This window comes from Methyloceanibacter marginalis, from assembly GCF_001723295.1.
In the GTDB taxonomy this organism is placed as follows: Bacteria; Pseudomonadota; Alphaproteobacteria; order Rhizobiales; family Methyloligellaceae; genus Methyloceanibacter; species Methyloceanibacter marginalis.
Map to the genome: position 1 here is coordinate 1 of NZ_LPWD01000198.1, position 5859 is coordinate 5859.

Annotated in this window: 5 protein-coding genes and 1 pseudogene; 5 read left to right on the forward strand and 1 reads right to left on the reverse strand. The window is 61.3% G+C overall.

Features of this window, described 5'->3' with window-relative positions:
* Positions 1–118: 118 nt before the first annotated feature.
* Positions 119–640 carry a hypothetical protein gene (locus AUC71_RS08220; RefSeq protein WP_069623878.1) on the reverse strand — a complete coding sequence of 174 codons (522 nt, stop codon included), beginning with the start codon at positions 638–640 and terminating at the stop codon, positions 119–121.
* Positions 641–1235: 595 nt separating this feature from the next.
* Between AUC71_RS08220 and AUC71_RS08225 the strand changes: the two genes are divergently transcribed.
* The 5 genes and pseudogenes from AUC71_RS08225 to AUC71_RS21035 all read left to right on the forward strand — a co-directional run.
* Entirely contained in the window at positions 1236–3140 is a 1905-nt protein-coding gene (locus AUC71_RS08225) for a methanol/ethanol family PQQ-dependent dehydrogenase (RefSeq protein WP_280139298.1), read from the forward strand.
* 240 nt (positions 3141–3380) lie between these two features.
* Positions 3381–4253 (forward strand): methanol oxidation system protein MoxJ, encoded by an 873-nt coding sequence (gene moxJ / locus AUC71_RS08230; RefSeq protein WP_069623879.1) that lies wholly within the window; start codon positions 3381–3383, stop codon positions 4251–4253.
* A gap of 51 nt (positions 4254–4304) precedes the next feature.
* Positions 4305–4871 (forward strand): cytochrome c(L), periplasmic, encoded by a 567-nt coding sequence (gene moxG, locus AUC71_RS08235; RefSeq protein ID WP_069623880.1) that lies wholly within the window; start codon positions 4305–4307, stop codon positions 4869–4871.
* Between the two features lie 154 nt (positions 4872–5025).
* Positions 5026–5277 (forward strand): methanol dehydrogenase [cytochrome c] subunit, encoded by a 252-nt coding sequence (locus AUC71_RS08240; RefSeq protein ID WP_244500857.1) that lies wholly within the window; start codon positions 5026–5028, stop codon positions 5275–5277.
* A gap of 169 nt (positions 5278–5446) precedes the next feature.
* Positions 5447–5859, forward strand: a pseudogene (locus AUC71_RS21035) (AAA family ATPase); the annotation flags it as partial.

Below are 5859 nucleotides of genomic sequence, written 5' to 3' on the forward strand. Positions count from 1 at the left end.
GATGACGCCCACGGCGATCAGGAGCTGAGTGCGGATCGTTCTGTCGTACCAGATCTTGTTCAGCACGTTACTCATCCTCGGTTTCCTCAACTTCGCTCTTTGATCCTTGGCCCGCGCATCATCCCCGATGCGCCCCGTTCCCCGGCTCAAGGAGGCTCGTACCCTTCAGTTGTTCCAGGGCCGCGTCGCGGCCGATACCTTGTTGACGCAGATTGAAATAGTGCTGGCACACCGCGCCGAAGCCTTGCTTGAGGCCGGTTTTCGCGGTCGCCTCCGACAGAAGGTCGATCAGCTCGGGTGCACTTTCCTCAATGCCACGCCCGGCCAGCATGTCTTCCAGTTGCACCGCGCGATTGGCGATCATGCGCGGCGGATCGCGGAACTGTTCGGCCGCCCGGTTGAGCTCGTTGCGCATCGCCTCGACCTCGGGCGACGTCTCCGGCAGATCGGCATCGGCCGCCCGGCTCGCCAGCCAGCGCTCGGGCGTGATGCCGTCATTCGAATCGAGCCATTTGATGCGCGGCAGCGCCGGGCTCTCCGCCTTCTGCGGCGCCGGCGTGGCCGTGACCTCTGGTTCTGCGGCGTCCTCGCAGCCGAGACCGAGCAGCGGCAGGAGCGCAATCAACCCGGCGCGGGCCATTGCGACGGGCCATTGAGGCGATCTCGTAGGGGGCATGTCCAAGTGACTTTGGTTCAACGCACAACGCACCAGCCCCGGACGCTTCGGCGCGCCGCGGCGGTGACGTCGCCATGATGTTTCGGCAAACATGATGCCACCAGGGTTCTTGCCAAGGGTGCCCAAACGTGTTGCCGCATCTTCCCGGGAAAGTGCCTCGTTGTGCTTGTCCGGACAGCGACTCCTCTGGTCATTGCCAGGCAGTTGTCGCGCCTGCGTCTCGGCACTCCTTCCACACCTTTAGGATGAGAATCGCCCTGCCTGTTTCGAGCAATGGTCCATCACTCTTTCTAGGTATCCAACCAAAGACGGCTCGTCGGGCGCAGCCCTATGGTGCAGCCACCGCAAAAGAGGTGTTCGGCTTGCGTAGCAAGGTGTTCGCTTCTTGCAATGCGGCCAGGTGTCAACATCTGGTCCCGCGGCTGCGTTGGGACGGGACGGCAGTAATCGCTGGAACGCCCCTCGCAAATTGTGAAGCGGAGGAAGACGGGTCCGTTCACCTTCGGGTGGCGGCCCTTTCACTCCGTACCATTGGGAGCGAAAACGCGAGGGTTCGCATATGAGGAGATCTCTCAGTATCAGTGGGTTTGCGTCGGCGTCTTGCGTCGCGCTGGCCCTCAGCGGCCTCTTTGGAGCCGCGGCCATCGCCAACGACAGATTGATTGAGTTGGCGAAGGACCCAGAGAACTACGCGATGCCCGGCCTTGACTACACGGCCGACAACTACAGCACGATGGATCAGATCAACACGGGGAACGTCAAAGACCTCCGTGTGGCTTGGTCGTTCTCTACGGGTCTGCTGAACGGTCACGAGGGTACCCCGCTCGTGATCGACGGCGTGATGTACATCAACAGTTCCTTCCCGAACAATGTATACGCGCTCGACCTGAACAACCCCGGCAAGATCAAGTGGCAGTACAAGCCGAAGCAGGACCCTGCGGCCCGCGCGGTGGCTTGCTGCGATCTCGTCAACCGTGGCCTGGCTTATTGGCCGAGCGACGATAGCAAGACGCCTGACCTCATCCTCTCCAACCAGCTCGACGGCCACGTGGTGGCGCTTAACGCCGAGACCGGTGAGGAGTATTGGAAGGTCGAGAACTCCGACATCAAGGTCGGTTCGACGCTCACCGTAGCGCCTTACGTTGTTAAGGATACGGTGCTGGTCGGCTCTTCCGGTGCGGAGCTCGGCGTGCGCGGTTACACCACGGCCTACAACGTCAAGACGGCCGAGCAGGTGTGGCGCAAATATGCGACTGGTCCCGACGATGAAGTCGGTATCGGCGACGACTTCAACGAGGCCAATCCCCAATACGGTCAGAAGGGCCTCGGCCTGGCGACCTGGGAGGGCGACGCCTGGAAGATCGGCGGCGGCACCAACTGGGGTTGGTACGCTTACGACCCGTCCCTCGACCTCGTCTACTACGGCTCGGGCAACCCTCGCCCGTGGAACGAGACCATGCGTCCTGGCGACAACAAGTGGACCATGACGATCATGGCCCGCAACGCCGACACCGGTAACTTGAAGTGGGGCTATCAGAAGCGCCGCACGACGAGTGGGATTATGCCGGCGTCAACGGTGATGATGCTTTCCGACCAGAAGATCGATGGCAAGGACCTGAAGCTGGTCACCCATCCTGATCGTAACGGCATCATCTACACGCTGAACCGCGTGAACGGCGACCTGGTTCGTGCCGACTTCCTGGACGACACCGTCAATGTTTGGACGCATGTCGACATGAGACCGGGCATCCCTGTCCGCAATCCCGAGTACGGCACGCGGATGGACCATAAGGGCAAGGACATCTGCCCGTCGGCCATGGGCTATCACGATCAGGCCCATGACTCCTACGACCCGGAGCGGGGTCTCTTCTACCTCGCCATCAACCACATCTGCATGGACTGGGAGCCCTTCATGCTTCCCTATCGTGCCGGCCAGTTCTTCGTCGGTGCGACCCTGTCGATGTACCCGGGTCCGAAGGGTGACCGCGCCAACTACCTCGGTCTCGGCCAGGTCAAGGCGTACAGTGCCGTCACCGGCAAGTACAAGTGGTCCGTCATGGAGCGCTTCGCTGCTTGGGGTGGCACGATGGCAACCAAGGGCGGTCTGGTGTTCTACCCGACGCTCGATGGTTACTTCAAAGCCCGCAACGCCGACACCGGTGAGCTTCTGTGGAAGTTCAAGATGCCTTCGGGCGGTATCGGCTATCCGATGACCTATGAGCACAACGGCACGCAGTATATCGGCATCTACTATGGTGTCGGTGGCTGGCCGGGAGTTGGCCTGGTGTTCGACCTCCAGGATCCGACCGCCGGTCTGGGTGCCGTGGGTGCCTTCCGCAATCTGCAGAATTGGACGCAGATGGGCGGCGGCCTCCTCGTGTTCTCGCTCGACGGTAAGGGCCCGTATTCCGAGGATGTGAATCTCGACGAGTATTCGACCGAGATCACCACGGACGGGACCTAATCAGACGATCTGTCCTGCCAGGCCGCGGCTATCCGCGGTCTGGCGGGGCAGTTTTGCCTCCCCCCTGAAATCATCATGGGTGGCGGTGTCGTCCAGGTGTCGAGATGTCCAGGCCGGTCCCTTCCTCCAGAGCCATAGCTGCGCACCATGCGCATGCTGGAGGGCTAGGCAAGTGCCCGACACTCCCTGACCGATCCGTCTCCCGAACGTGAGAAGCACGCGTTGCAAGGAACACAAGTGATGGACACTAAGACCAATCTTTTCGGTAAGGCAGCACCAGTGGCGATGGCCGCGGCGGTAGCCTTCCTCATCTCCCCGGCGCTCGGCGCGAACGACGACAATGCGCCTTTGAGAGTCTGCGCCGGCGCGAAGGAAAACCCCTATTCGATGCGTAACGAAGAAGGCTTCGAGAACCGCATCGCCAAAGCGCTCGGTGAAGCCATGGGCCGCAAAGTCGATTTCGTCTGGGAAGATAAGCCGGCGATCTATGTCGTGCGCGATCAGCTCGACAAGGACAATTGCGATGTGGTGATCGGCGTCGACACGGGCGATCCGCGCGTGCTTTCGACCACACCCTACTATCGGGCCGGATACGTCTTCGTGACGCGTTCGGATTCGCCTTTGGAGATCGAGGCCTTCGACAGCCCCGATCTCGCGAAGGCCGACAATGTCGGCTACGAGCCGGGTGGCCCGGCCGAAGTGATGATGGTGAAGGAGGGTCTGTTCAGCAAGAACTTCAACTACGTGAAGTCGCTGACGAACTTCAAGAGCTCGCGCAACCAGTATTTGCGGATCGATCCCGCGCTGATGGTGGGCAATGTCGCCGAGGGCAAGTCCGATGTGGCGATCGCTTTCGCGCGTTCGGTCGCGCGCTACGTCAAAGAATCCGACGGCAAACTCAAGATGACGTCGGTTCCCGACCAGAACTTCCGCGTCGATGGCGAGCCCGTGCTGTTCCACTTCGACCAGTCGATGGGCGTGCGCAAGGACGACGAGAAGCTGTTTGAGGAGATCGAAGCGGCGCTTGAAAAGGCCAAACCTCAGATTCACACCATCCTCAAGGAGGAAGGCATTCCGGTGGAGGAGCCGACCAAGCCGCCGAGCGCCGGCTAGAGCCGGCCGCCAGTCGATACCAGAAGACAATAGGAAGGAAACGAGCTGGAGATGAGGAAGTTTGTAAAGTTCGCCGTAGTCGTTGTGGCGTTCGCGTTTATTCCAATGCTTGCTGTGGCGCAGCAGATAACGCTTGTCCACACCATCACCGGAATGCCGCTCGACCTCAGTCTCTCGCCCAAGGAAGGCAGGGACACGCCGGCGGTGAAAGAGTTCTTGAAGACTGGGCACGATCCCTATGTCGGCGTTGAAAGCTGTCTGCACGAAGCGGAAGAGCTCTTTCTGACGGCGTGTTCCGGATGCCATGGCCACGTCGCTGAAGGAAAGCTGGGTCCCGGTCTCAACGACAACTATTGGACCTATCCGAAGAACATGACCGACAAGGGCCTGTTCGAGACAATCTATGGCGGCGCGAAAAGCATGATGGGACCGCAAGCGTCCGCCCGGACAATGGACGAGATCCTGCTGATCATCGCGTGGGTCCGTCATCTCTATAAGGGGCCGGTCGACGACGCCGAGTGGCTCTCCGAAGACCAAAAGGCGCATTTTGTTGCCTTCGACCCCGATAACCACCAGCCCGAGACCGAGGAGGTGGAATGCGAGATCCCCGCGCAATGACCGAACAAGAGAGCTTGAGAGGCGCGCTGTCTCGAGAGCATCGGTCAGGCGCGGAGACAAAGGCGGGAAACCCGCCAAAGAGTAGCTACTGAGCACGGAGGAACTGACCCATGACGAAGACGATCCGCATTACTGGCGCGGCGCTGTTGGCGCCATTGCCCTGGCTTTCGCAGCCGGCGGTGCGCTGGCCTATGACGGCACCAAGTGCAAAGCCCCAGGCAATTGCTGGGAGCCGAAGCCTGGCTACCCCGAGAAGGTGAAAGGTTCGAAGTACGACCCGAAGCACGATCCGAAGGAGCTCGCGAAGCAGGGCAACTCCATCAAGGAGATGGAAGCGCGCAACGCCAAGCGCTCCGCGAACTTCAAGAAGACCGGCAAGTGGGTCTACGACGTTTCCAAGATTTAGCTCTGTCTGCTTCTCCCAGAGCTAGCTCCCGGAGCAGCAGGTCCATCACTGCTTCCCGGGGGAGGGGTGCGGCTTCGGCTGCACCCCCTTTGTCTTGGAACAGCCGGTCGTCGAGCCCGCGCGGAAATGCCGTCTCGCCGGCCGGTGTCACATAGGAGGGGGCTTCGGCATGGCGCGCCGCGAGGCTACGCAGACGGAACCGGTCGTTCCGGCGAAGACGGTCGACCTCGCCCGTTGGCGGGAACGGGCACATCGCTTCGAGAGCAGCTTGCGCGATGCGATTATCGGACAGGATCGCGTGCTCAAGCTTCTCACCATCGCGGTCTTTGCGCGTGGGCATGTGCTGCTTGAAGGCGATGTGGGCGTGGGCAAAACCACGCTGCTGCGGGCCGCGGCGCGGGCGCTTGGTGGCGCCTTCGAACGTGTCGAAGCACGATCGACCTCATGCCCGCGGATCTCGTCTACTACACCTATCTCGGCGAGGACGGGCGTCCGCGCGTCGACCCCGGGCCGGCGTTGCGCCACGGCGAAGACCTCACTGTCTTCTTCTTCAATGAAATCAATCGCGCCCGGCCGCAGGTC